This window comes from Falsiphaeobacter marinintestinus (assembly GCF_007923355.1).
Classification (GTDB): Bacteria; Pseudomonadota; Alphaproteobacteria; order Rhodobacterales; family Rhodobacteraceae; genus Phaeobacter_A; species Phaeobacter_A marinintestinus.
In genome coordinates, this window is sequence record NZ_VOGO01000008.1 from 44296 (window position 1) to 67313 (window position 23018).

The following is a 23018-nucleotide window of genomic DNA, read 5'->3' on the forward strand; positions in this document are numbered from 1 at the left end:
GCCTTCAAGTGCAGGTTACCAATCGCGCAGACGCGGCATAGGAGAGAGCGATCATGGACATGACGGGCAAAACAGTACTGATCACCGGAGCAAGCCGCGGGATTGGCGCTGAGGCTGGCCATATCTTTGCGCAGGCCGGTGCAAACGTGGTGCTGGTGGCGCGCAGCGCTGACCCGTTGGCCCAGCTGGCCCGCGATATTGGCGACAATGCCATGCCGCTGGCCTGTGACATCGGAACCTACGAGGCCGCCGCCTGGGCTGTTCAGACCGCCGTCGACACATTCGGCGGCATTGACGTTCTGATCAACAACGCGGGTGTGATCGAGCCGATTTCGCATCTGTCGGAAGCCGACCCTGAAGATTGGAGCCGGGTTATCGATATCAACCTGAAAGGCGTCTTTTATGGCATGCGGGCGGCGGTTCCGGCGATGAAGTCCGCCGGGGGCGGATCGGTGCTGACCATCAGTTCGGGTGCCGCACACGGCCCGGTCGAAGCATGGAGCCACTATTGCAGTTCAAAGGCGGGCGCGGCGATGCTGACCCGGTGTCTGGACAAAGAAGAACGCGAACATGGCATTCGGGCCATAGGCCTGTCGCCGGGCACCGTCGCCACCCAGATGCAACGCGAGATCAAGGCGTCAGGCGTCAATCCGGTCAGCAAACTGGACTGGAGCGATCACATCCCAGCCGACTGGCCGGCAAAGACGTTGCTGTGGATGTGTTCGCCCGAAGCGGATGAGTTCATGGGCGAAGAGATTTCGCTGCGCGATGAGGCAATTCGCAAGCGGGTCGGTCTGGCATGATCGAGCTGATCAAAGATGACGGGCTTTGGATCGTCACGATCAACCGGCCGGACAAGGCGAATTCGCTGACCGCAGCGATGCTGGCCGAACTTGCAGACATCGCCGAGGCGGCGAAAGACGCCCGTGCCCTGATCCTGACCGGGGCAGGCAAGGTATTCAGCGCCGGGGCCGACCTTGAAGAGGCCCGCGCCGGGCTGGCCGTCTCGGACGTTTGGGAACGGCTTTCGGGTGCGCTTGCAGCGTTGCCATGTATGACCATCGCCGCTTTGAACGGCACCCTGGCGGGCGGTGCCACGGGTATGGCGCTGGCCTGCGACGTGAGGATCGCGACTCCGGGGGCAAAGTTTTTCTATCCGGTGATGAAGCTGGGCTTTCTGCCGCAACCGTCCGATCCAAAACGGATGGCGGCCCTGATCGGGCCGGCGCGGACCAAGCTGATCCTGATGGGCGGGCAGAAAATCACCGCACAACAGGCTTATGAGTTTGGTTTGATCGACCGCATCGTCGAACCCGATACTTTGATCGACACAGCGCGCGACCTGACAGCAGACAGCCGTGCGGCAAGCCCGGAGATTGCGGCCAGGATAAAAGAGATGTGCGCAGGTTTCTGAACGCGTTTGACGACCTGCGGGTCAGGCCGGTGATGGAGCGTCAGTCCAGAACGCGGGCTTCATCCACCAGCATGATCGGGATGCCATTGCGGATCGGAAAGGCCAGATTGGCGGCCTTTGAGATCAGTTCCTGAGTGTCCGCGTTGTATTCCAGCGTGGTCTGGGTGCGCGGGCAGATCAACGCCTCTAGCATCCGTCTGTCAAAGGCGGGTGTCTGCGTCTGGTCGGTCATTGCAAGGTCTCCTCACGTGATCCACCGCGCATGGCGAATTCGATCAGGGTCACAAGGGTTTCACGGCGTGTACTCAGCGAGGGGGCTTCCAGCAACGCCTGTTTGTCTTCGGCGCCCAAATCCAAAAGCATCGATAAAGAGTTAATCAACAATTCGTCTTCTGCTTCGTTCAGGGTCTCCCAGTCGGTCGACAGGTCCTGCGTGGAAAAATACCTTTCCAAAAGCCGCATGAACCCCGCCCGGTCGAACCCGGCATCCTTTTCGGTTCGCCCAAGATCGCGATCGAACCCGTCCCATTTGACGTTGAAGCGGCGATAAGGGGCAAACCCTTCAACTTCGCTCAAGACCCGAAACCGGCTGATGCCTGTCAGGGTGATCATGTATCGTCCGTCTTCGGTTTCCGAAAACTGCGTAACCCGGCCCGCGCATCCGATCATGTGCAGGCGATCCCCGTCCGATGGCGATGGACAGGGCTGGATCATGCCGATCAGCCGATGCTGGGTTTTCAGCGTGTCTTCGAGCATCTGAAGATACCGCGGTTCGAACAGGTGCAAAGGCAACCGCGACCGGGGCAGCAAAAGCGCCCCGGGCAACGGAAACACGGGCAGAATGTCGGGCAGATCTGCGGCTTTCATCATGATGACAAGTCTAGCGCGGATCGCACGTCAGGCAAATATCATCGAGCTCAGCTTGCGCCGACCGTTCAGAACGACCGGGTCATTGGGTTTGAGCGCGTCGAAAATGGTGAACAGCTGGGTCTTGGCTGCGCCATCATTCCACTCACGATCGCGACGAAACAGGTCCAGCAGTTCGTTCACAGCGGCATCGACATCACCGGCGGCGTGCAAAGCCTGCGCCAGATCGAACCGGGCCTGATGATTGTCAGGGTCACTTGCCACCTGCGCCTGCAGGTCAGCCACCGGGCCCGCATCTGCCGCCTGCCGGGCCAGTTCCAGCTGCGCATGGGCCGCTTCGATTTCCGGCGCGTCCGAGATTTCAGCCGGTGCGCCGTTCAGGATCGCTTCGGCCTGATCCAGATCGTCCAACGCGATGTGCGTGCGGACCAGCCCGCCATAAGCGGCGGCATTGGCCGGATCTTCCTCCAGAATGGCGGCAAAGGTCTGTGCCGCGTCCACGGCGGCGCCTTCGGCCAACATCTCTTCAGCAGCAGCAACGGCTTCTTCCAGCTGCCCGCCCGGAGATTCGCCCCCAGCAGCTTCGATCACCCGGTCGACAAATTCTTTGATCTCGGACCCGGGCAACGCGCCCTGAAACCCGTCAACCGGCTGGCCCTGCCAGAAGGCAAAAACGGTCGGGATCGACTGGATCTGCAACTGGCCAGCGATCATCTGGTTTTCATCGACGTTGACCTTGACCATCTTCACCGCGCCCTTGGCGGCTGTGACAGCCTCTTCAAGCTGGGGCCCAAGCGTCTTGCAGGGGCCGCACCACGGCGCCCAGAAATCGACGATCACGGGCACCTCTTGCGAGGCTTCGACCACATCGACCATAAAGGTCGCTTCGCTGGTGTCCTTGATCAGGTCCGCAGCAGGCGTGCTGCCTGCACCACTCAGAATATCCATGGCATGTGTTCTCCGGTTCCTCGTTGCCCCCTATATGAAAGCTGTTGGCCCGGAAACCAAGAGAGGATGCGCGCGAATGCCCCGAAACATCCGCGATATTCCGGCCTGTGTGAATGGATGATGGGTGTGGACGGCGGGCAAAGTGGTTGCGCGCCGCGTTTACGCGGCGCTACGCCCAACCGTTGGATGCGCGCCTTGCGCGCAGTCAACGGGCGGGAGCCCTTCGCCCCTAAAGATCAAAGGTCGCAAACACCGGGGCGTGGTCGCTGGGTTTTTCCCAGCCGCGTACGTCGCGCAGAACCCGGCTGGAATGGGCCGCGTTTGAGATATCAGGCGTGGCCCAGACATGATCCAACCGACGGCCTTTGTCGGCGGCTGACCAATCCTTCGCGCGATAGCTCCACCAGCTGTATAGCTGGCCGTCCGGGATGTCCTGCCGGGTGATGTCCACCCAGTTCCCGGCATCCTGCGTTTCGGCCATCTGTTCGACTTCGATCGGCGTGTGGCTGACCACCTTCAGCAATTTCTTGTGGCTCCACACATCATCCTCGCGCGGTGCGATGTTCAGATCGCCCACAAGGATGGCTTTCTCGGGCTTGTCACCGCGAAACCAGTCCCGCATCTCGGTCAGGTAATCCAGCTTCTGGCCAAATTTCTCATTCACCGTGCGATCTGCGACATCACCACCTGCAGGCACATAGAAGTTATGGATCGTGACGCCATTCTCAAGCCGACCCGCCACGTGGCGGGCATGGCCCAACGATGCGAAATCTTCGGCCCCGACATCCTCGATGGGCAGTTTTGACAGGATCGCAACACCATTATAACCCTTCTGACCGCGCGCCACCATGTGGCCATAGCCGATCTCGGCAAAGACTTCGGCGGGGATCTTGTCGACCGGAGATTTGGTCTCTTGCAGGCACAAGACATCGGGGCCTTCGTCCAGCAGCAGTTTCTGCACGATTGGCGCCCGCAGACGGACCGAATTGATGTTCCAGGTGGCGATGGTAAAGGGCATGGACGTCCTCGTTCGGGTGCGCGGTTGCGATCCAGCGCACCCTATCGCGGGGTCCGGTGGGCGTCCATGCCCTGAACTGGCGTCAGACCGCGTCGGTAAATTCTCCACGAGCAGGATAGTTGGTTTTGGCCACGAAATCGAAGGCAGCCAGAATGGCGTCCAGCTCGGGGCGGGCAAACGGCATGGTCTGCACCGACGAAAAGTACAGCGTCTGGTCGGGGCGGACAAAGAACACCCCGGGTTCGGGGAAGACATCCGGCTCCATGATGTCGATCGAGGTCTTTCCGCGCGAGGTCGACAGATACAGTCCCCAGTCCCGCGCCTGAGCCAATGGCAGGTCATAGGCGATGGTCAGATCGGTGGAGCCAATGCGCTTGGCCATCTCGCGTGCACGCTCAGGGCCGTCTGCGGTGATCGCGATGGGCTTCACGCCACGCTTTTCGAATTCGGACAGTTTTTCGGAAAGCTCGGTCAGCTGCTTGATGCAGACCGGGCAATGCACGCCGCGATAGAAGACCAGGAAGGTCCCCATTTCAGTGTCGGCGTCGGACAGGTTGAAGGTTCCGTGATCCAGCGTCGGCAGGGTCAGGTTGGGAGTGGTTTGGCGAGGAGTCGGCATGGGGTGATGCTCCGATCAAATTTCTTGTTGCCTGGCCAATCAATAGGACGATAAGGTGCAAATGGTCCTGTAAATCCGACTGAAAGGCCGAAATGAGCTCTCTTGATCGCCTGACCACTTTGCTTGACCGGTTCCGGCTCAGAGTCGCGCCTGTACCGCTGGAACGGGCGCATCTTGCGGGGTTCCGCAGGTCCGATGAAACGGGTGCGCGGCTGGTGTTCCAGATTGACCAAACTGGGATCGACGCGCCCGAAGGCGACGTGCTGTTCGCGCTGTCGGTCGAATTCGGCGGGGCGGCCAATCCCTTGCTGACAGCGCTGCCCGGCTGCGTCGTCGAAGAGATCGACGCGAACGGTCAGATGCACAGCATCGTCGCCCTGCTGGCCGCTGAACATAGTGCCTTGCGCTGCGGATCGCCGGTGGTGATGGCGCGTCTTGGCGAAGTGCTGGTTGTTCACCTTTTGCGAGCCCAGATTGAACGGGGGGAGGCCACCACCGGCCTTCTGGCCGGATTGGGGCACCCACGGATCGGCCCGGCGATTGTCGCCATGCATGACGCCCCCGACCGAACCTGGCGCAATGCTGATCTTGCAGATGTGGCCGGGTTGTCGGCCAGCCGGTTCAAAGAGGTTTTTGCCGCCACCGTCGGCGCTACCCCGGCGGGCTATCTGCGGCGATGGCGGCTGACTTTGGCGCGGCAGGACCTTGAGAAGGGCGACCGGGTTGATCGCGTGGCGCATCGCTATGGGTATCGCGCGCCGGACGGTTTTTCCCGCGCATTCCTGCGCGAATTCGGAGAGCGGCCAACTCAAGCCACAAGGGCAGGTTAGCGGACCGGTACCAGCTGCTGGCCAAACTGGCCTTCTTGCTGCAGCGGATTGAACAGGTTGTCATCGGTCAGAATAATCGTGTCATCCTCAAGCAACCAGGCATTGCCATAATCCTGCGACAGCGTCACCTCGCCCCCATCGGGCAAGTGATACGGTTGAACCTCCCAGATCGAATTCACGCTGCTGGCATGCCCCTGGTCCTTGATGCCTTCGCGGCGTTTCCAGCTTTCAAACATCAAATCGGTCACGGATTCCCCACCACTTGACCCGCCGCCACTTGGTCGCCGGTTCTGGCGGGCCCACCATTGCGCCACCACCTTGTTCCAGGCGGGATTGGCCCGAAGGTTCTGCAGGATGACCGAAAAAGCCGGATGACCCGCGTCCAACTGTCCGACCGGCGTCGACAGGGCCAAGAGATACGCGGAGTTTCCGCCACGGGATATGATCGGGTTGCTGGGCCAAAGCGGGTCAGGGGTCGTAATCTGATAATGCAGGGATATGGTAATGATTGCGGTGTCATATTCCCGACCGTCTAGCCGGGCCCGGGTCTGCACCACGGTGGCATCTGCCCAGCGTTGTTGCCCATAAACATGTCCGGTAAGGAACGGCGCGGTCCAAGCCTGCATGATCTGCGTCAGCTCGGCGGGGCGTTCGACCTTGATGATTTGCGCACCGGCAAGTCCGGCCGCCTGAAGGTAGCCGCGCATCATCTGTTCGGAATCGGTAAGGTCCATGTTCAGGCAGCCCACACCGGGCGCGCCCCGGTTCGAGGCTGACCAACTGATCGGTGGCAGGAACGACAGGCTGTAGGATTTGTCGGGCGACATCGCCTCCCACACCAGTTGGCCGCCGCGATGACAACCGCTTGGCGGGTTCCACAAAATGCCGCCCTCAATACTCCAATCGACGGGGGCCAGTGTCCTGTAGGCTTCAATTGCCCCGGCGGGGCTGTTCTGATCGATGATTCTGACCGGTTTTACATGCAGTTGATTGTTTGCGTGCGCCTTGATCGGAGCCATGGCGCAGATAATGAGGAACAGGCTTAAACTGAGAAGACGCATTTCAAATATCCCTGACGGCTGAATAGGCGCCAAGGGTACCCCGAAACTGCGATTCGCACGAAATTACGGCACGCCGGCCAATCAGGCAAAAAAAACCCGGGCATTGCCCGGGCTAGTCCAACAGGGAGGTGCATGTCATTACCCGGACATGCACGGGTTGAGTTAACCTTAATGATACAGCCAGATTACCACTTTGATCTGCATCAAGACATTCGCCTTTTGTCGTAGGTCATCCGACCAGCCGATACCCGCCCGATTCTGTCACCAACAAGCGTGCGTTTGACGGATCGGGCTCGATCTTTTGACGAAGGCGGTAAATGTGGGTTTCCAGCGTGTGTGTCGTGACCCCGGCGTTATACCCCCACACCTCGTGCAGCAGGACATCGCGTTGCACCACACCATCGGTAGACCGGTACAGGAATTTGAGGATATTGGTCTCTTTTTCGGTCAGCCGGATCTTGCGGTCTTCTTCGGTGATCAGCATCTTCATCGACGGCTTGAACGTATACGGCCCAAGCTGGAAGACAGCGTCTTCGGACTGTTCGTGCTGGCGCAGTTGCGCCCGGATGCGGGCCAGAAGAACGGGAAACTTGAACGGTTTGGTGACATAGTCGTTGGCTCCGGCATCCAGTCCAAGGATGGTGTCGGCATCGCTGTCATGACCGGTCAGCATCAGGATCGGTGCTTTGACGCCTTGCTTGCGCATCAGCCGGCATAACTCGCGACCATCGGTATCGGGCAGTCCGACGTCCAGAATGATCAGATCGTACAGCGCCTCTTTGGCGCGCTCCATCGCGCCCTGACCGTCACCGGCTTCGAACACGTCGAAATCTTCCGTGATGACCAACTGTTCGCTCAACGCCTCTCGCAGATCGTCGTCGTCATCCACCAGTAAGATTTTCTTCAACTGTGCCATTCCGCGTCCTCCTGTTCGGTTTACTTCACATGAGCGTGACGCACGGTTCCGGCAAGATTTGCTGCAAAACTCTCACGCGGTCGTGTCCATTGCCGCGGTAATGTTTCACATTCCTTCAAAACCGCCTAAATACAGGCGACACCTGACAAGGATCTGGGATGAGCCTGCTGCCCGACATTACCGAACTTTTGGCACGTGCGCGGGCCGACTTGCGCATGGGCGTGCCGGTTGTCCTGCAGGGCGAGGATGAGGCTGCCATCGCAATTGCCGCCGAGACTCTGACCAAAGACCGTCTGAATGATCTGCGCGCACTGGGCGATGTCCCTGTCGTGGCGATCACATCGCGCCGAGCCGAAACGTTGAAAGCGCGCGCTTATGACGGGGATCTGGCCCGGGTCGAGATTCCGCAAGATGCAGGCCAGTCCTGGGTCCGTGCGATTGCCGACCCGGCGGATGATCTGATTTCACCGATGAAAGGTCCGCTGGTCAGTCAGCGGGGTGGCAATGCGGCGTTGCCCCGGATGGCTGTCCGTCTGGCAAAAAGCGCGCAATTGTTGCCCGCAGTGGTCGTGACACCGGTTCCGGACGGGGCGGCCTTTGCGTTGGAATACGGCCTGACCCGCATCCTGCATGCTGCCGCTGCAGCGCATCTGACCGAAGCCAGCCCCTTGCATCCGGTGATTCACGCCCGCCTGCCCATGGCCGCGTCCGAGGCCGGGCGGGTCCATATCTTTCGCCCAGAGGACGGCGGCGAAGAACACTATGCGATCGAAATCGGTCGCCCGGATCGGGAAAAACCGGTACTGGCGCGGCTGCATTCCGCCTGTTTCACCGGTGACGTTCTGGGCAGTCTGAAATGTGATTGCGGTCCGCAGTTGCATGCCGCGCTTGGACAGATGGGGCAAGAGGGGGCGGGGGTTCTGTTGTACCTCAATCAGGAGGGCCGCGGGATCGGTCTGGCCAACAAGATGCGCGCCTATTCATTGCAGGATCAGGGGTTCGATACGGTCGAGGCAAATCACCGGCTGGGTTTTGAGGACGATGAACGCGATTTTCGGCTTGGCTCGGACATTCTGAAAACCATGGGATTCAGATCGGTCCGATTGTTGACGAACAACCCCAAGAAAATTGCGATGATGGAAAAGACCGGGATCGCCGTGGTGGAACGTGTGTCATTGAAGGTTGGCGAAAACGCTTACAATCGGGCCTATCTGGCAACCAAAGCCGCCAAGTCCGGCCATCTGTTCTGAAGGGATGACAAGAAATGGAAGGCGGATGTTATTGTGGCGCTCTGCGCTATCGGGTGAGCGGACAGCCGGTGATGAAGGCGCAGTGTCATTGCCGTGAATGTCAGTATCACAGCGGCGGCGGCCCCAACTTTTTCCTGATCATTCCGAATGACGGGTTCTCGTTCACGCAAGGCACAGCACAAGAGTTCAAGCGCCCGGATCTGGAGCAGCCGGTGACACGGCAGTTTTGCGCGACCTGCGGCACTCATCTGACCACGTTGCTCAAAGCGCGCGGCCTGACGGTTGTTAAAGTCGGCACGCTGGATGACCCGGCGGCGGACTATCACGGCCCGAAAATGGCGATTCATATGAAAGACACACAACCCTATATGACAGTGCCCGACGGTTTGCCGTGCTTTGACGGCCTTCCCCCCCGCGCATGACACCAAGCGATCTGGTCTTGACCCCGTCGGGGGTGCGGTTTGCTGGTCGGACCTTTCCCTGCAGTATCGGGCGGGGTGGCGTGGTTTCGAACAAGCGTGAAGGGGATGGCGCGACACCGCGTGGTGTGCATCGGGTTGTTGGGTTGTTGTATCGTCCGGATCGGCTGGCGTGCCCTGCACCTTGGGCTTTGGCGATCGGGCCGGGGGATTTGTGGTCAGATGACGTCCGGGACCCGGCGTATAATCACCATGTGCGAGCGCCGCACGGGTTTAGTCATGAAAAGCTGCGTCGCGCCGATCCATTGTATGATCTGGTGCTGGTCACCGACTGGAATTGGCCCGATGCCGTGCCGGGGCGGGGGTCTGCCATTTTTCTGCATCAATGGCGGCGGCCCGGATTTCCGACTGAAGGCTGCATTGCGTTCCGGCGGTCGGACCTGATCTGGATTGCATCCCGAGCCTGTCCCGGGACACGCCTGTTGGTCTGAAGAACACAGCGCTCCCGCCCCTTGCCTGCGGCCTCAGCGAGGCCTGGCCAAGGGTTGGGCCGGGCGCCGCGCTGGCGCGCGGCGCGGCTCAGCCCGGTTTGACCCGTTCGCCAAAAATCGCCGAACCGACGCGAACATGGGTTGCCCCCAGAGCAATCGCGGATTCGAAATCGCTGCTCATCCCCATCGACAAGCCCGTCAAACCGTTGCGTTTTGCGATCTTGCCGAGCAGTGCGAAATTGAGCGATGGTTCTTCGTCAACCGGGGGAATGCACATCAGGCCCATGATCGGGAGATCCAGCCCCCTGCAGGTTTGCACAAAGGCATCCGCATCGGCCGGAAGGATGCCGGCTTTTTGGGGTTCTTCGCCTGTATTGACCTGAATGAACAGATCAGGGCAGGCGCCGAGTTCCTGCGCCAGCCGGGCGAGGGTTGTGGCCAGTTTCGGCCGGTCGAGCGAGTGGATCGTGCTGGCAAGTTCCATCGCTTGCCGTGCCTTGTTGGTCTGGAGTGGACCGATAAGATGCAGATCGATGCCGTCATATCGGGTCATCAGGTCAGGCCATTTTCCGGCGGCCTCCTGTACCCGATTTTCTCCAAAGCAGCGGTGGCCCTGATCCAGCACGGCCTCTATCCGCTCAAGCGGTTGTACCTTGCTGACAGCGATCAGATGAACCGACCCTGAGGGGCGTCCGGCCGCGTCTTCGGCCCTGGCGATGCGGGTCTTGATCTCTTCCAGCGACATGGCGTTTCCCTTGCAAACCGGAAACAGACAAACACCACTGCGATTGAAAAGAAAAGGCCCGGACAACGAAAAAGGGCAGGTCCAAAGACCTGCCCTCTAATTCAAGACTATGTGTTGATCAGCTTAGAAGCTGAAGTACACACCAGCCTGGAACGAGCTATCGCTAGCTGCGTCATTCACGTAACCAGCAACGAAGGTCGAACCGCCGCCCAGGTCATACTGGTAGTTGATGCCGAACGATGTTCCGTCCATGGCAGCAATTTCGCCAGTGGCCGTGCCACGTGTTGTCGGTCCAGCAATGCTGGTCAGAGTCGACGAAACGTCTGTCGAGTTGACCCAGAGAACCACGTTGGACGCGGCGCCGATGTCCATGTTACCTTCCAGAGTGACAGAGTCAGCAATGTCGGTCGAACCATAGGCAAGACGTGCACCGAATGTACCCCAGTCACCGCCGGCGGCCAAGAAGTACAGGCCATCGTTCGGGTCAAAGGTTTCACCGCCAACAGTGAAGCGCGAACCACCGTTAGCCAACAGTGTGGTGTTCGAAGCGGACTGGTATGCACCGGTGACATAGTAGTCGCCGAAGCTGTACGTCAGCATGATACCGGTGCGCGATTCACCGCTGACGTGCGCAGTGCCAGCCGTGTTCAGGCCGCCGTTACGTGCCGAGTACGAGATGTGGCCTGTGAAACCACCTGCCGAGTACAGAACTTCAACACCGTTGCCAACGCCGGTTCCGGTCGACGAATACGCGTCCCAGTTGAAGCCAGTGCCGCCGCTGAAATTGCCAGAGACTGGGTTAAAGCCAAACGACTTGATCGCCACGGATTTGAAGCCCATGCCGTCAATACCGGTACCAGCCGAACGTGTGCCGGTTGTGTACAGACCAGGAGCGTTTTCAACGGCACCGATGATGTTGCCAACGTTGACGCGGATGCCGTTATAAACGACGCCGAAACGAGGCGCGTTCAGGCCCATCGCACCAGCAACGCCGTTACGGTTTTCGCCCTGCATACGGACACGAGCGTCAAATGCGACACCGCCGTCGGTTTCCGCAGAAACGTCGAACTGGATACGCAGACGGCTTGTCAGGTTGGTTTCGCTCAGGCCGTTGTAGTTCGGATCCGTAACAGTTGTGGTGTTACGCTCGTTGTAGGCCAAGCCAAAACGGCCGTAACCGCTGAGGCGAACGTCGGCTGCGGCAACCGAAGCGGTTGCGATCAGCGCGGTCGTTGCAAAGAGAACCTTTTTCATAAGTCTTTCCCTCGGTTTCTATGTCATAAGCCCAAACCGGGGAATCCGGTGTGGGTATGAACAGGGGTTTCGCTTTTTCTCACCCGATTTGGCAAGGGTTGCGGTACATCGCCCGCTGTTTGGACGGTCGGATGGTGCAGCATTGCCACAGTGGCGTCATACGACCGCCAGATACTGGCCCCAGCGCGGCAATGCATTGCCGAATGCGTCTGCCCGCGACCGTTGTTAATAGTAAGCTCTTGCCCGAACCTGTGCGCAGATGTAGGAAAACCCAAGCAATCAAATGGCGGTGTTAAGATGAATCTCTATCAGCTGGCTAAGCTTGTAACGATCTGCCTGTTGTGTGTGGGTTTGTCATCTTGCGGCAACAGATCGTCGTCAGTGCCAAACAACAGCCTGCGCACGCAGGATGCTGCCGCTATCGGCAACTCACCGGAAGAGATCAGCGGTAAAGGCGAAGAATCCTCGATTTGGGATGTCTTCGGCCCCAACACGACGGAACAGACCGTTTACGTGAACAAATACCTCTGGGCGGCCTCGCTGGATGTGCTGAACTTCCTGCCTGTTCAGACAGTTGACCCGTTCACAGGCGTTATCGTGACCGGATATGGCACGCCTCCGGGGGGCGGGCGGTCATATCGCGCGACGGTGCATATCAAAGATCCTGCGCTGGAAGCCCGGTCGCTGTCAGTTGCGCTGCAAACCAGCAGTGGCGCCGTCAGTTCGGCGACGACCCGTGCGGTCGAAGACGCGATTCTGTCACGGGCGCGCCAGATGCGTATCGCTGACAGCAAGATCTAGCATCTTGCGGGAATTCGAACTATCACGGCGCCGGGTTTTCGCCCGGCGTTTTCATTTTCAAGGACAGCAGCACAATGTCGCGATACTCAGCCGACGAGATCGAAGCGAAATGGCAAGAAGCCTGGGATAAGGCCGGGATTTTTCGGGCCACGCGCAGCGCGGACAAGCCAAAGTACTATGTGCTTGAGATGTTCCCGTATCCTTCGGGGCGTATCCACATGGGACATGTGCGCAACTATACGATGGGCGACGTGATCGCCCGGTATAAGCTGTCGACAGGTCATAACGTGCTGCACCCGATGGGCTGGGATGCCTTCGGAATGCCGGCCGAAAATGCGGCGATGGCATCCGGCGGTCACCCCAAAGACTGGACCTATGGCAACATTGCCACGATGAAGGACCAGATGAAGCCGCTGGGCCTGTCGATTGACTGGTCGCGTGAATTCGCCACCTGTGACCCGGAATATTATGGTCAGCAGCAGGCGCTGTTTCTCGATTTCCTTGAACAAGACCTCGTCTATCGCAAGAACGCCGTGGTGAACTGGGATCCGGTCGACATGACCGTGTTGGCCAACGAACAGGTAATCGACGGCAAGGGCTGGCGGTCGGGTGCGGCGGTCGAACGCCGTGAACTGACGCAATGGTTCTTCAAGATCTCTGACATGGCGGGCGAGCTGCTTGACGCTTTGGATGGTCTTGAAAACTGGCCGGCCAAGGTCCGTCTGATGCAGGAAAACTGGATCGGCAAGTCGCGGGGTCTTGAGTTCTCGTTTGACCGCACTGACGGCGAAGACCCGATCACGGTCTATACAACCCGGCCCGATACACTGTTGGGGGCGTCGTTTGTCGGGATTTCGCCCGATCATCCGATTGCCAAGGCATTGGAGGCCGATAACCCCGAACTTGCAGCCTTTGTCGCTGAATGCCGCAAGGGTGGCACCACCGAAGAGGCCATCGAAACCGGCGAAAAGCTGGGTTATGACACCGGCATCACGGTAAAGCACCCGCTGGACCCGACATGGGAACTGCCGGTCTGGATCGCGAACTTCATCTTGATGGATTACGGCACCGGCGCGATCTTTGCCTGCCCGGCGCATGACCAGCGCGACCTGGATTTCTGCCGCAAGTACGGCTTGCCGGTGGTCGATACCTTCTATGATATCGACGATCCGAAGCCTGTCGAGAACGAGGCATTTGTGCCGCCCAAAACGGAAAAGGTGAAGTGGATCAACCACTTTGCTGGTCTGGACGAGGCAACTGGCCAAGAGGCGATCGATGCCACGATTGCCTATGCCGAGGAAAATGGCTGGGGCAAAGGCGTCACCAATTACCGCCTGCGTGACTGGGGCCTGTCGCGCCAACGCTATTGGGGCTGCCCGATTCCCGTCGTGCATTGTGGCGACTGCGGCGTGGTGCCCGAGAAGAAAGAGAACCTGCCGATCGCCCTGCCCTATGACGAAGGCGGTAAGCCGATTGATTTCTCGATCCCCGGCAACCCGCTGGATCGTCATCCGACATGGCGTGACTGTGCCTGCCCGTCCTGTGGCAAACCCGCAACGCGTGAAACCGATACGATGGACACGTTTGTCGATTCGTCATGGTACTTCGCCCGCTTTACCGCGCCGCGCGCCGAAACTCCGACCGTGATGGAAGACGCCGCATACTGGATGAACGTCGATCAGTATATCGGCGGCATCGAACACGCGATCCTGCACCTGCTGTATTCCCGCTTCTTTGCTCGCGCGATGCATATCTGTGGCCACTTGCCCGAGTCGGCCATCGAACCCTTTGACGCCTTGTTCACCCAAGGCATGGTGACCCACGCGATCTACCAGACCCCCGGCGCCAATGGCCGCCCGGTCTATCACTATCCTGAAGACGTCGAACTGAAAGACGGTAAGGTTGTCACCAAGGATGGGACCGAGGTCGAGGTTATCCCGTCGGCCAAAATGTCCAAATCCAAGAACAACGTGGTCGATCCGGTCAGCATCATAAACGCGTTCGGTGCCGATACTGCGCGCTGGTTCGTGTTGTCCGACTCACCGCCCGAGCGGGATGTGGAATGGACGGCTGCCGGCGCCGAGGCCGCGTTCAAACACCTGAGTCGCGTTTATCGCATCGCATCGGACATCGCTGACAGCGATACTGGTCCGCAGGCCGACGACAACGATCTTCTGCGCGAAATGCACAAAACAATTCACGACGTCACTGGCGGTGTGGAAAGCTTTGGCTTCAACGCGGCTATTGCAAAACTGTATGCCTTTACCAATGCGTTGGCCAAATCGAAGGCTGGTGCGGTTGCGAAAAAGCAGGCCGCCAAAGCGTTGGCCCAACTGATGGCCCCAATGACTCCGCATCTGGCGGAAGAGGTCTGGTCGATGCTGGGGGGCGACGGGCTGGTCGCAAACGCTCCATGGCCGGTGGCGGACGAAAAGATGCTGATCGACGACACGGTCACTTTGCCGGTTCAGGTCAACGGCAAACGGCGCGCCGAAATCAGCGTGCCCAAGGATATGGACAAGGCCGAGGTTGAAAAGATCGCGCTGTCGGTCGAGGCTGTGCAAAGGGCGCTGGATGGTGCCACGCCCAAGAAAGTCATCGTTGTCCCCGGTCGGATCGTGAATGTCGTCATTTAACCGCAGAACCCTTCTTGTGTTTCCACTGGCGGTTTTGGCTGCCTGTGGGTTCACGCCGGTTTATGGCCCTGGTGGAACAGGGGCGGCATTGCGGGGGCAGGTGAACGTGGCCGCTCCGGAGTCGGTCAACGGCTATTTGCTGGTCCGCGAACTGGAAGACCGGCTGGGTCGTCCGGTGAACCCGACATATGATCTTGGCCTCGTGCTGGTCACCGAGACTCAGGGGCAGGCGATCACAGCGTCGGATGAAACCACCCGCTATAGTATCATCGGGTCGCTGGGCTATGCGCTGACGTCCAAGACAACGGGTGCTGTGGTTGCATCGGGGGATGTTCAGAATTTCACAGGGTATTCCGCCACCGGCACAACAGTCGAAACTCTGGCCGCCGAACGGGATGCGTTTGAGCGCCTGATGGTTATTCTGGCCGATCAACTGGTCGCCACACTGTATTCTACTGTGGATCCGTCCGAATGAAGCTGGGCGGGCGGGAAGCGGACGGGTATTTCGCCCGGCCAGATCCCGACAAGACCGGCTTGTTGATCTATGGTGCTGACGCCATGCGCGTCGCGCTGAAACGCCAACAGGTGCTGGCCGCACTGTTGGGCAAGACCGCCGAAGAAGAAATGCGCCTGACACGATTGCCGGGGGCAGACCTGCGAAAAGATCCGGCGCAGCTTCTGGACGCGGTGAAGGCGGTCGGCTTTTTCCCCGGACCGCGCGCCGTGTTTGTAGAAGACGCCGGCGACGCCGCTGCACCAGCGATCAGCGTTGCGCTGGACGATTGGGCGCCTGGGGATGCCCAGATCATTGTCGCGGCAGGACAGCTCAAAGCCAGCTCGAAACTGCGCAAAGCGTTTGAAGGGCATCGAAACGCCTATGCTGTCGGACTTTATGATGATCCGCCATCTCGGGTCGAGATCGAAAGGACGTTGGCGGCCTTTGGCATACGCGATGTGCCGACCGACAGCATGTCGGCGCTGACCCATCTGGCGAACGAGCTTAGCCCCGGCGATTTTGCGCAGACCGTCGACAAGATCTCGCTCTACAAATACGGCGACAGCACGCCGCTTGGCCTTGACGACATCGACGCCTGCGCCCCCCAATCGACCGAGGCGGCGCTGGATGATGTGCTGAACGTGGTCGCCGAAGCCAGAAGCGGCGAAATCGGGCCGTTGATGCGCCGTCTGCAGGCGCAAGGCACCAATGCGGTCTCGCTGTGTATCGGCGCGACCCGGCATTTCCGGACACTCTATGCTGCCGCCTCTGATCCGGGCGGCGCGGCGCAGGGTGTCGGGCGTTTGCGGCCTCCGGTCTATGGCAAACGGCGCGACCGGATCGTAAGGCAGGCACAGGCGTGGGGGCCAGACAGGCTGGAAACTGCGCTGACGGTCCTGACAGACACCGACCTGCAATTGCGATCCGCAAGTCAGACCGCACCGGCGATGGCGTTGATGGAACGCGCCCTGATCCGGCTTGCGATGTTGGCCCGCCCGCGCTGAATCGCAAGTGCGTCGTCGCGTCGGACTTGACGCTTGCCCGCCTGCCGCTGATCTTTCCCAAATATCGCAGCAGGGAGGACTCCAATGTACAAGGTCTACGGGATTGCCGTTACGCGAACGTTTCGCATTCTATGGATGCTGGAAGAGATCGGCGAACCATATGAGCTGATCGAGGCCGGCCCGCACAGCGCCCCGGTCCTGGCCCTGAACCCGTCAGGTAAGGTGCCGCTTCTTGAGGTCGACGGCACGGTGCTTAGCGATTCGACCGCAATTCTGACGTATCTGGCTGACAAGCACGGAAAACTGACGTTTCCCGCCGGATCACTTCAACGCGCAAAGCAGGACGGGTTGACGCACAAGGTGCTGGATGAACTTGATGCGGTGCTGTGGACGGCGTCGCGTCACAGTTTCATCCTGCCCGAAGAACAACGGGTGCCCGAAGTGAAACCCAGCCTGAAGTGGGAATTTTCGCGCAACCTCAAGCGTCTGTCTGATCAGTTCGAAGGTCCGTTCCTGATGGGCGACACGATGACTATTGCCGATATCATCCTGGCCCATTGCCTGAACTGGGCGTTCAGTGCCAAATTTCCGATAGAAGACGAAAAGATGTTGGCGTTTTCCAAAGAAATGCGCGAACGCGATGCAGTGCGACGAATCGCCTCTCGCTAAATTCCTTTTTTAGGCTTTCAAAATTCTTGGCGCTCTTCAATATTTGTGATGCCTTTATCGTGCCATTTCCATTCTATTTGGTTTTGGCGGAATATGAGGGCGAATAATTGAAGGATAAAAATGTGAAAAAAACCATAGTATTTACCATGCTTTCCATGGCGTTGGCGGCTGCACCTGCAATGGCTGGTCACAAACGATTAAAGTCTGCGGACGGCACGAAGGTGTCAATTGATTGCTCTAGCCAGAAATGCACCGCAAAAGAAAAAGCGCCGGGCAAAAAGTGGGCAGTTGTCAAAACAACGCCTCCAGGTACCGAAGAGTATGAGAGCCTTATTAGCGAGTATGAGGCTAAAGGTTACAAATAACCTGTCAAACGACGTGTCGTCGCGCCCAATGCGCGGCGGCCTCTCCAGCCCAACGCCCCGTCGCCAGACAGGCGGTAATAAGATAACCGCCCGTCGGGGCCTCCCAATCCAGCATTTCGCCTGCCACGAACACGCCGGGCCGCGCGCTCAACATCAGGTCATCGGTCAGTGCCGAGCGACAGACCCCTCCTGCAGTTGAAATTGCTTCATCCATTGGGCGCAATGTTGCGTCCTTGACCGGCAATGCCTTAAGACACTGCGCCAAAGCCTCGGGCGATTGCGGCAACGGTCGCGCCAGTTCGTTCAGCAGTGCCATGCGCACGCCGTCAAGCTTCAGAGTTTTGCGCAGATGGTTTGACAGGCTGGCCTTGCCGCGTGGCCGGGAAAGCCGGGCGGTCAACTCCTGCAAGGTGCGATCGGGAAACAGATCGATCTCAAGGTCAGCGCCGTCGCGAACCCCACGACTGACCGAATAGATCCCGCCGCCTTCCAGTCCACGTTCGCTCAGAACGGCCTCACCGCGCGAGGCCCATGGCCCGGCGCTGAATCGTACGCCTTTCAGCGGTTGCCCAAAGACAGGCCGCATATGTGCAGACCATTTCACAAAAATACCGGCGTTGGCCGGTGCGAACGCAGCCAGATCGACTCCGTCTGCGCGCAAGATGTCGGCCCATGCACCGTCCGACCCAAGCCGCGCCCAACTGGCACCGCCCAACGCCAGAACGGTCACATCCGCGTGCATCTTCGCAACCCCATCGGGTGTTTCGAACACAGCCTCATCGCGATCCCAACCGGTCCATCGCCAGCGGGCTTGGCGGACAATGTTGTATTCATCCAGCCGTGCCAGCCAGGCCCGCAACAGCGGAGAGGCCTTCATTGCCTCGGGAAACACGCGGCCAGTGGTCCCGGTAAACAGCGGCTGCCCCAGGTCCCGCGCCCAATTCTGTACTGCCAGTCCGTCAAAGGACTGAATGATCGGACGCAGCCATGGCGCGGCCTCGCCATAGGCTTTCATCAAATCGTCGAACGGTTCGTCCTTGGTCAGGTTCAACCCCGACTTTCCCGCCATCAGAAACTTGCGCCCCATCGACGGTTTGGCATCCGCAATGGTCACGGCAAGACCGGCAGCGCCCAGCCGTTCGGCTGCCATCAATCCGGCGGGGCCGCCTCCGATCACCAATGCTGTGGGCGTGTTCTCTGCCAACTTGTTATCCGCTTCTATTCCGTTAACCCTTGGGTATGACCGATCCGATCTGCCCCCTGTGCGACCGCCCGATTCCGAGCGATGTAAAGCAAAGCCAGCACCATCTGATCCCGAAACTCAAAGGAGGCAAGGGCGGTCCGACAGTTCTGTTGCATCACATCTGTCACCGCGAGATCCACGCCACACTGACCGAGGCCGAACTGGCACGGGAATTTTCCACCGTCGACGCCCTGCGGCTGCATCCCCGGTTGGCGAAATTCATTGCCTGGGTCAAGAAACGCCCGCCCGCTTTTATGTCCAAAGTGCCGGGCAAGCGCAGGAAGCGCTGAAACGGACATTTCAGGCCGCCTGCTTGCCGCGCCACAGGATGAACAGCCCGGACAAGACGATCAATCCGCTTCCGATCAGCATGGCGCTGTCCAATCGTTCGTTGAACACAAGAACTCCGAACCCGATGCCGAACAAAAGCCGTGAATATCTGAAAGGCGTCACTGCAGACACATCACCAGTGCGCATCGCCTTCATCAACGCCGAATAGGCCAGGACGCCAGACAGTACCGCCCCGACCAGAAAGGCCAAAGTCCCCGCATCAGGCGACACAAACGCTTCGCCGCTCCAGACCGCGTAAATGACACCGGCGATGACAATCGATACAAAGCCATAGAAGCCCAGAACCGAAGTGCCTAAGGACGCAGGCGCAGCCCGGCTGGCAAGGTCCCGGCCCGCGAACCCGAACATGCCCAGAACGGCAAGGATGGAAAGAGCCGAAAAGCTGTCGCTCCCCGGGCGAATGATAATCACGACGCCGGTCAGGCCGATGGCAATTGCGCACCACCGCCGCCACCCAACTCTTTCGCCGAAGACCAGCGCCGCCCCGGCGACGACGACAATCGGGGTCGCCTGAAGGATCACCGTCGCCGATGACAGCGGCGTCAAAGCAAGGGCCATGACATAGAACAACCGACCCGACACTTCGAACACCGCGCGAATCCGCATCGGGCGCGACAGGACATCTGATTCAAGCAGGGGTTCTTTGCTGACACCGGCAAGGCAGGTGAACAGGAACGCCCCACCGACACCAAACATAATCAGGATCTGACCAATGGGGAGGAGTCCGGCTGCTGCTTTGACAAAGGCATCTTCGACAGCAAAGGCCGCCATTGCGACGACCATCCAAACACTGCCGATCAGATTGGCCTGGTGGCCGGTTGCGACTGGGTTTGGCAAGGGGACTCCGGCTTAAGTCAGGGCTGGCTCAGCCCGAGGGTCATGTGGAGTTTCAGTGCGGCCTGATCAAACCGTTGTCAATAAGCGGGCGCTTGGGTGGCCCAGATCAGATCGGGCGGCCTTGCAGCAGTTTCGGCAGATCGCCTGTCAACCCGGCGGCTTCGCGCACAAAGTTGCGCCGCAACCTGGGAACCGCGCCGACGACTCCCATGCCGATATCTCGACCCAAACGCAGTAGCGGATTGTCGTTGGAAAACAGCCTATTGAACACGTCCGTCGCCATGGCAAGCGTCGCCGTATCGAACCGCCGCCATTGCTGATACCGCTCAAGCACCAACTGGGACCCGATGTCTTCACCGCGCCGCGCGGCAAGGACAAGGGTTTCGGCCAACGCCCCCACATCCCGCAGCCCGGCGTTCAGACCCTGACCGGCAATGGGGTGCATCCCATGCGCGGCATCTCCCACCAACGCCAACCGATCCGCAACAAAGCTGTTCGCAATGGTCAGGTCCAGCGGATAGGTGAAACGCTGGCCTTCCAGACGGATTTCACCCAAGAAATCACCAAAACGCGGGCGCAAGACCTGCAGGTACGCCTGATCATCCAGCGCATTGATCTGCTCGGCAACGTCCGTGCGTTCGCTCCACACGATGGAACTGCGGTTGCCCGTCAATGGCAGAATCGCCAGCGGGCCGGGCGGCATAAAGAACTGGTGCGCAATACCGTGATGCGGCAGGTCGTGCGCGATGGCACAAACCAGCGCCGTTTGGCCATACGCCCACCCGGTGCGTTTGATCCCGGCGCGTTCGGCCGTGCCACTGCGCCGCCCGTCACAGCCGACCAGAACCTTGCCCGTCAGCGTGGTACCATCGTCCAGCGTGACGGTCACGCCACCCTGGTTGACGGTCTGTGCAACAACCGTTTTGCCATCCAGCTGGGTGATTCCGTCGACCTCGGCCATGGTATCGAGAAACGCGCGGCGCAAATGGCGGTCTTCTACCAAATAGCCCATCGGCCCTTCTTCGATTTCGGCATGGTCAAAATGCATGAAAAACGGCGAAGGCCCGTCGCCCGCGTGGCCATCGGTGACCTTGATTTCCAGCATAGGTTGGGCTTTGTCGGCCACTTTGTCCCAGACTCCGATTGCCGCGAGCAACCGCTGCGACGCCAAAGCCAGCGCATAAGATCTGCCGTCAAAGGCTGCGTTCTTGCGGACCTTTTCGTTCAGAGCGTCGATCACACAGACCGAATGTCCGGCCTGCGCCAGCGCCAAAGCCAGGGCAGGGCCGTTCAGACCTCCGCCGACGATCAGGATATCATGCTCAACCATCATGTGACGCAATATGCGCCCGTCTTCGGGATTGTCCATGCGCAGTCCTGTCGCTACCGTCACGGCAAGTCAAGAAAAGGGTGACACATGACGGACTGGCTAAAGATGTCGGCATCGGATCTCGGGCGCGGGATCGGCAAGGGTGAGATTGATCCGGTCGACCTGACACAGGCGCATCTGGACGCGATCACCGCGCACCCTTTGCGCGACAGGATCTATGCCCGCGTCACCCCTGAACGCGCGCTGGCCGAAGCTGGCGCGGCGCGCGACCGCGCCAAGGTCGGTCGCCGTCTGTCTTTGCTGGATGGCGTGCCGATCAGTTGGAAAGATTTGTTCGACACCGCCGGAACAGAGACCGAAGCCGGGAGTGCGCTGCTGGAGGGCCGGGTGCCTGACGCCGATGCGGTGGTCCTGCGCCATGCGACGGCGATGGGCACGGTCTGTCTGGGCAAAACCCATATGAGCGAGCTGGCATTCTCGGGCCTGGGTCTGAACCCGATCACGGCCTCGCCGCCTTGTGTCAACGATCTCGATGCGGTGTCGGGCGGGTCGTCTTCCGGTGCTGCGGCGTCAGTCGCTTTTGGTCTGGCCGCAGCAGGGATCGGATCGGACACAGGTGGGTCGGTGCGTATTCCGGCGGCGTGGAACGATCTGGTGGGGCTCAAAACCACCGCAGGCCGTGTGAGCCTGGAAGGTGTTGTGCCGCTGTGCCTGAAGTTCGACACAGTCGGCCCGCTCACCCGCTCGGTCGAAGATGCCGGATTGTTGCTTGCGGCGCTTGAAGGCGACAAACCCGCCGACTTGCGCGGCGCGTCGATGAAAGGCCGTCGGCTGGCGGTGCTCAAGACCATCGTTGGCTCTGACGTCCGCGACGGCCCCGGCGCGGCGTTTGAACACGCGCTAAAAGCCTTTCGCGATGCAGGAGCCGAAATCACCGAGATCGACGTGCCCGAATTGCCGGATGCTTTTGCACTGACCGAAGTGCTGGTTTGCGGCGAAGCCTATGGGCTGTGGCGCGACGTGATCGAAGCAAACCCGGACAAAATGTTCCATGCAATCCGCGACCGGTTCCGCGCCGGACAAAACCATTCCACCCCGGATTACGTGGCCGCCTGGGCGAATTTGGAAAGGATCCGTGGCATATGGGATGCAACCGTTGCCGGCTTTGATGCAGTGTTATGCGCGTCAGCCCCGATCCTGCCGCCAAATGAAAAGCGCCTGCTGACGGATAGTGACTATTATGTCACCGAGAACCTGTTGGCTTTGCGCAACACTCGTGTTGGCAATCTGATGGGGCTGTGTTCGGTCACCCTGCCGACCGGCACGCCCAGTTGTGGTGTAATGCTGATGGGGCAGCCCGACTGCGAAGAGGCCCTTCTTCGACTGAGCGCGGCGGCTGAGGCAGCGTTGCATCGGTGAGTATTTGAAAAAGAGAAGAAACAGGGGCCAAGCGT

26 protein-coding genes are annotated in these 23018 nt (G+C 59.7%); 14 read left to right on the top strand and 12 right to left on the bottom strand.

The window, feature by feature from the left end; genetic code table 11:
* Positions 1-53 precede the first annotated feature (53 nt).
* Positions 54-803 (top strand): SDR family oxidoreductase, encoded by a 750-nt coding sequence (locus FOY56_RS16810; RefSeq protein ID WP_146347036.1) that lies wholly within the window; start codon positions 54-56, stop codon positions 801-803.
* Positions 800-1414 carry an enoyl-CoA hydratase/isomerase family protein gene (locus FOY56_RS16815; RefSeq protein ID WP_146347037.1) on the top strand — a complete coding sequence of 205 codons (615 nt, stop codon included), beginning with the start codon at positions 800-802 and terminating at the stop codon, positions 1412-1414. The genes FOY56_RS16810 and FOY56_RS16815 overlap by 4 nt, the downstream gene beginning before the upstream one ends.
* A gap of 40 nt (positions 1415-1454) precedes the next feature.
* On the opposite strand, the gene FOY56_RS16820 is transcribed toward FOY56_RS16815, so the two are convergent.
* The 5 genes from FOY56_RS16820 to FOY56_RS16840 form a co-directional block, all read right to left on the bottom strand.
* Positions 1455-1646 carry a Trm112 family protein gene (locus FOY56_RS16820; protein ID WP_146347038.1) on the bottom strand — a complete coding sequence of 64 codons (192 nt, stop codon included), beginning with the start codon at positions 1644-1646 and terminating at the stop codon, positions 1455-1457.
* Positions 1643-2284: an LON peptidase substrate-binding domain-containing protein gene (locus FOY56_RS16825; protein WP_146347039.1), complete on the bottom strand. Its 642-nt coding sequence runs from the start codon at positions 2282-2284 to the stop codon at positions 1643-1645. Before FOY56_RS16825 ends, FOY56_RS16820 begins: the two co-directional genes overlap by 4 nt.
* Before the next feature lie 27 nt (positions 2285-2311).
* The gene (gene trxA, locus FOY56_RS16830) at positions 2312-3229 is read right to left on the bottom strand and encodes a thioredoxin (protein ID WP_146347040.1); all 918 of its coding nucleotides are present in this window, start codon (positions 3227-3229) and stop codon (positions 2312-2314) included.
* A gap of 229 nt (positions 3230-3458) precedes the next feature.
* On the bottom strand, positions 3459-4247 hold the full coding sequence (locus tag FOY56_RS16835; protein WP_146347041.1) for an exodeoxyribonuclease III: 789 nt from the start codon (positions 4245-4247) through the stop codon (positions 3459-3461).
* A gap of 82 nt (positions 4248-4329) precedes the next feature.
* Positions 4330-4866: a peroxiredoxin-like family protein gene (locus FOY56_RS16840; RefSeq protein ID WP_146347042.1), complete on the bottom strand. Its 537-nt coding sequence runs from the start codon at positions 4864-4866 to the stop codon at positions 4330-4332.
* Between the two features lie 92 nt (positions 4867-4958).
* On the opposite strand from FOY56_RS16840, the gene FOY56_RS16845 reads away from it, so the two are divergent.
* The gene (locus FOY56_RS16845) at positions 4959-5696 is read left to right on the top strand and encodes a helix-turn-helix transcriptional regulator (RefSeq protein WP_146347043.1); all 738 of its coding nucleotides are present in this window, start codon (positions 4959-4961) and stop codon (positions 5694-5696) included.
* On the opposite strand, the gene FOY56_RS16850 is transcribed toward FOY56_RS16845, so the two are convergent.
* The gene (locus FOY56_RS16850) at positions 5693-6757 is read right to left on the bottom strand and encodes a hypothetical protein (protein WP_146347044.1); all 1065 of its coding nucleotides are present in this window, start codon (positions 6755-6757) and stop codon (positions 5693-5695) included. The two genes, FOY56_RS16845 and FOY56_RS16850, sit on opposite strands and share 4 nt — an antisense overlap.
* Before the next feature lie 229 nt (positions 6758-6986).
* Positions 6987-7673, bottom strand: a complete 687-nt coding sequence (locus FOY56_RS16855) for a response regulator transcription factor (RefSeq protein WP_146347045.1) — start codon at positions 7671-7673, stop codon at positions 6987-6989.
* A gap of 158 nt (positions 7674-7831) precedes the next feature.
* Between FOY56_RS16855 and ribA the strand changes: the two genes are divergently transcribed.
* Genes ribA through FOY56_RS16870 form a run of 3 tightly spaced genes read left to right on the top strand, consistent with a single transcriptional unit; the run spans position 7832 to position 9833 of the window.
* The gene (ribA, locus tag FOY56_RS16860; RefSeq protein WP_146347046.1) at positions 7832-8923 is read left to right on the top strand and encodes a GTP cyclohydrolase II; all 1092 of its coding nucleotides are present in this window, start codon (positions 7832-7834) and stop codon (positions 8921-8923) included.
* A gap of 14 nt (positions 8924-8937) precedes the next feature.
* Positions 8938-9345 carry a GFA family protein gene (locus FOY56_RS16865; protein WP_146347047.1) on the top strand — a complete coding sequence of 136 codons (408 nt, stop codon included), beginning with the start codon at positions 8938-8940 and terminating at the stop codon, positions 9343-9345.
* Positions 9342-9833 carry a L,D-transpeptidase family protein gene (locus FOY56_RS16870; protein WP_146347048.1) on the top strand — a complete coding sequence of 164 codons (492 nt, stop codon included), beginning with the start codon at positions 9342-9344 and terminating at the stop codon, positions 9831-9833. The genes FOY56_RS16865 and FOY56_RS16870 overlap by 4 nt, the downstream gene beginning before the upstream one ends.
* Before the next feature lie 88 nt (positions 9834-9921).
* Here the strand turns inward: FOY56_RS16870 and FOY56_RS16875 are convergent, their stop codons facing one another.
* Both FOY56_RS16875 and FOY56_RS16880 read right to left on the bottom strand, forming a co-directional pair.
* On the bottom strand, positions 9922-10578 hold the full coding sequence (locus tag FOY56_RS16875) for a YggS family pyridoxal phosphate-dependent enzyme (RefSeq protein ID WP_146347049.1): 657 nt from the start codon (positions 10576-10578) through the stop codon (positions 9922-9924).
* A gap of 123 nt (positions 10579-10701) precedes the next feature.
* Complete coding sequence (locus FOY56_RS16880; protein ID WP_146347050.1) at positions 10702-11832, bottom strand: porin; 1131 nt, start codon at positions 11830-11832, stop codon at positions 10702-10704.
* A gap of 381 nt (positions 11833-12213) precedes the next feature.
* Here FOY56_RS16880 and FOY56_RS16885 point away from each other — a divergent pair, with 381 nt between their 5' ends.
* The 6 genes from FOY56_RS16885 (at position 12214) to FOY56_RS16910 (ending at position 17803) form a co-directional block, all read left to right on the top strand.
* Positions 12214-12633, top strand: coding sequence for a DUF3576 domain-containing protein (locus FOY56_RS16885; RefSeq protein ID WP_425468373.1), 420 nt, complete (start codon positions 12214-12216; stop codon positions 12631-12633).
* Between the two features lie 74 nt (positions 12634-12707).
* Complete coding sequence (leuS, locus tag FOY56_RS16890) at positions 12708-15269, top strand: leucine--tRNA ligase (RefSeq protein ID WP_146347052.1); 2562 nt, start codon at positions 12708-12710, stop codon at positions 15267-15269.
* Positions 15256-15744, top strand: coding sequence for an LPS assembly lipoprotein LptE (lptE, locus tag FOY56_RS16895; protein WP_146347053.1), 489 nt, complete (start codon positions 15256-15258; stop codon positions 15742-15744). Before leuS ends, lptE begins: the two co-directional genes overlap by 14 nt.
* Entirely contained in the window at positions 15741-16769 is a 1029-nt protein-coding gene (holA, locus tag FOY56_RS16900) for a DNA polymerase III subunit delta (protein ID WP_146347054.1), read from the top strand. Before lptE ends, holA begins: the two co-directional genes overlap by 4 nt.
* An 84-nt stretch (positions 16770-16853) precedes the next feature.
* Entirely contained in the window at positions 16854-17438 is a 585-nt protein-coding gene (locus tag FOY56_RS16905; RefSeq protein ID WP_146347055.1) for a glutathione S-transferase family protein, read from the top strand.
* Positions 17439-17545: 107 nt separating this feature from the next.
* Positions 17546-17803 carry a hypothetical protein gene (locus tag FOY56_RS16910; RefSeq protein ID WP_146347056.1) on the top strand — a complete coding sequence of 86 codons (258 nt, stop codon included), beginning with the start codon at positions 17546-17548 and terminating at the stop codon, positions 17801-17803.
* 4 nt (positions 17804-17807) lie between these two features.
* Here the strand turns inward: FOY56_RS16910 and FOY56_RS16915 are convergent, their stop codons facing one another.
* Positions 17808-19007: a TIGR03862 family flavoprotein gene (locus FOY56_RS16915; protein WP_281288834.1), complete on the bottom strand. Its 1200-nt coding sequence runs from the start codon at positions 19005-19007 to the stop codon at positions 17808-17810.
* Positions 19008-19042: 35 nt separating this feature from the next.
* Here FOY56_RS16915 and FOY56_RS16920 point away from each other — a divergent pair, with 35 nt between their 5' ends.
* Positions 19043-19336 (top strand): HNH endonuclease, encoded by a 294-nt coding sequence (locus tag FOY56_RS16920; RefSeq protein ID WP_146347057.1) that lies wholly within the window; start codon positions 19043-19045, stop codon positions 19334-19336.
* A 10-nt stretch (positions 19337-19346) separates the two neighbouring features.
* On the opposite strand, the gene FOY56_RS16925 is transcribed toward FOY56_RS16920, so the two are convergent.
* The gene (locus FOY56_RS16925) at positions 19347-20180 is read right to left on the bottom strand and encodes a DMT family transporter (RefSeq protein ID WP_146347166.1); all 834 of its coding nucleotides are present in this window, start codon (positions 20178-20180) and stop codon (positions 19347-19349) included.
* A 160-nt stretch (positions 20181-20340) separates the two neighbouring features.
* Positions 20341-21603 (bottom strand): FAD-dependent monooxygenase, encoded by a 1263-nt coding sequence (locus FOY56_RS16930; RefSeq protein WP_186766369.1) that lies wholly within the window; start codon positions 21601-21603, stop codon positions 20341-20343.
* A gap of 48 nt (positions 21604-21651) precedes the next feature.
* On the opposite strand from FOY56_RS16930, the gene FOY56_RS16935 reads away from it, so the two are divergent.
* Complete coding sequence (locus FOY56_RS16935; protein WP_146347058.1) at positions 21652-22983, top strand: amidase; 1332 nt, start codon at positions 21652-21654, stop codon at positions 22981-22983.
* Positions 22984-23018: the final 35 nt, after the last annotated feature.

Coding starts and splice junctions, on each gene's coding strand:
- lptE (WP_146347053.1), top strand. CDS start 15,256: ATGTCGTCATTTAACCGCAGAACCCTTCTTGTGTTTCCACTGGCGGTT.
- FOY56_RS16845 (WP_146347043.1), top strand. CDS start 4,959: ATGAGCTCTCTTGATCGCCTGACCACTTTGCTTGACCGGTTCCGGCTC.
- leuS (WP_146347052.1), top strand. CDS start 12,708: ATGTCGCGATACTCAGCCGACGAGATCGAAGCGAAATGGCAAGAAGCC.
- trxA (WP_146347040.1), bottom strand. CDS start 3,229: ATGGATATTCTGAGTGGTGCAGGCAGCACGCCTGCTGCGGACCTGATC.
- FOY56_RS16815 (WP_146347037.1), top strand. CDS start 800: ATGATCGAGCTGATCAAAGATGACGGGCTTTGGATCGTCACGATCAAC.
- FOY56_RS16925 (WP_146347166.1), bottom strand. CDS start 20,180: ATGGTCGTCGCAATGGCGGCCTTTGCTGTCGAAGATGCCTTTGTCAAA.
- FOY56_RS16835 (WP_146347041.1), bottom strand. CDS start 4,247: ATGCCCTTTACCATCGCCACCTGGAACATCAATTCGGTCCGTCTGCGG.
- FOY56_RS16825 (WP_146347039.1), bottom strand. CDS start 2,284: ATGATGAAAGCCGCAGATCTGCCCGACATTCTGCCCGTGTTTCCGTTG.
- FOY56_RS16935 (WP_146347058.1), top strand. CDS start 21,652: ATGACGGACTGGCTAAAGATGTCGGCATCGGATCTCGGGCGCGGGATC.
- FOY56_RS16875 (WP_146347049.1), bottom strand. CDS start 10,578: ATGTCGCTGGAAGAGATCAAGACCCGCATCGCCAGGGCCGAAGACGCG.
- FOY56_RS16850 (WP_146347044.1), bottom strand. CDS start 6,757: ATGCGTCTTCTCAGTTTAAGCCTGTTCCTCATTATCTGCGCCATGGCT.
- FOY56_RS16930 (WP_186766369.1), bottom strand. CDS start 21,603: ATGGACAATCCCGAAGACGGGCGCATATTGCGTCACATGATGGTTGAG.
- FOY56_RS16905 (WP_146347055.1), top strand. CDS start 16,854: ATGTACAAGGTCTACGGGATTGCCGTTACGCGAACGTTTCGCATTCTA.
- FOY56_RS16920 (WP_146347057.1), top strand. CDS start 19,043: ATGACCGATCCGATCTGCCCCCTGTGCGACCGCCCGATTCCGAGCGAT.
- holA (WP_146347054.1), top strand. CDS start 15,741: ATGAAGCTGGGCGGGCGGGAAGCGGACGGGTATTTCGCCCGGCCAGAT.
- ribA (WP_146347046.1), top strand. CDS start 7,832: ATGAGCCTGCTGCCCGACATTACCGAACTTTTGGCACGTGCGCGGGCC.
- FOY56_RS16855 (WP_146347045.1), bottom strand. CDS start 7,673: ATGGCACAGTTGAAGAAAATCTTACTGGTGGATGACGACGACGATCTG.
- FOY56_RS16870 (WP_146347048.1), top strand. CDS start 9,342: ATGACACCAAGCGATCTGGTCTTGACCCCGTCGGGGGTGCGGTTTGCT.
- FOY56_RS16810 (WP_146347036.1), top strand. CDS start 54: ATGGACATGACGGGCAAAACAGTACTGATCACCGGAGCAAGCCGCGGG.
- FOY56_RS16880 (WP_146347050.1), bottom strand. CDS start 11,832: ATGAAAAAGGTTCTCTTTGCAACGACCGCGCTGATCGCAACCGCTTCG.
- FOY56_RS16820 (WP_146347038.1), bottom strand. CDS start 1,646: ATGACCGACCAGACGCAGACACCCGCCTTTGACAGACGGATGCTAGAG.
- FOY56_RS16840 (WP_146347042.1), bottom strand. CDS start 4,866: ATGCCGACTCCTCGCCAAACCACTCCCAACCTGACCCTGCCGACGCTG.
- FOY56_RS16865 (WP_146347047.1), top strand. CDS start 8,938: ATGGAAGGCGGATGTTATTGTGGCGCTCTGCGCTATCGGGTGAGCGGA.